Origin of the sequence: Peptoniphilus indolicus ATCC 29427 (assembly GCF_000227315.1) — a bacterium.
Taxonomy (GTDB): Bacteria; Bacillota; Clostridia; order Tissierellales; family Peptoniphilaceae; genus Peptoniphilus; species Peptoniphilus indolicus.
In genome coordinates this window covers 1-566 of sequence record NZ_JH165152.1, presented here as the reverse complement: position 1 = coordinate 566, position 566 = coordinate 1, and the positions used below count along the sequence as shown (strand labels likewise).

Here is a 566-nt window from a genome sequence, read left to right as displayed (position 1 = left end):
GAAACTAAGTCTAAAAGTTCTTGATATGTTAATTTCCCTTGTTAGGCGTTAATTTCTTCTAATAGTTTCATGCTAGATTCTACTTTTCCTTTAGTCTGTGGTCTTTTGGCTGTACATGGTTTTAGATCAAAACCATAATCTTTCATAAATTGATAAAACTTATTGTTAACTTTTCCTTCTTTTCTACCGGTTCTTGGCTCATCCATAATTGTTTTCATATTATCAGTTACTAAGCTTTGAGGAACTCCACTAATTTGTTCAAAGCTAGAATTTAAAAAGTCAAATAGAGTACTTTGTTTTTTGTCTAGTGATACACTAAAAATCCTATATCTTGAATATGAAAGTATGAAAACAAAAATATTTAAATTAATTACCTCTCCATCAGAAGTTATGAACTCTATATTTTCTTTCCAATCAATTTGAGCTTGCTCTGATGGAGATGATTCAAATCTTATTTTAGCTTTGTTTTTCCTTTATTTTTATCAAAATATTCTTTGAAAACTTCATTATTGTTAATGTATTTATTGAAATTAGAAAGGCTTGTATCTAGAGCATGATTATCTTTT

The 566-nt window shown here is 27.6% G+C and carries 1 protein-coding gene; it reads right to left on the bottom strand.

Going from position 1 to position 566, the window contains the following annotated elements:
• Positions 1 to 41: 41 nt before the first annotated feature.
• On the bottom strand, positions 42 to 455 hold the full coding sequence (locus tag HMPREF9129_RS11260; protein ID WP_083827214.1) for a DDE-type integrase/transposase/recombinase: 414 nt from the start codon (positions 453 to 455) through the stop codon (positions 42 to 44).
• Between the last annotated feature and the right edge of the window lie 111 nt (positions 456 to 566).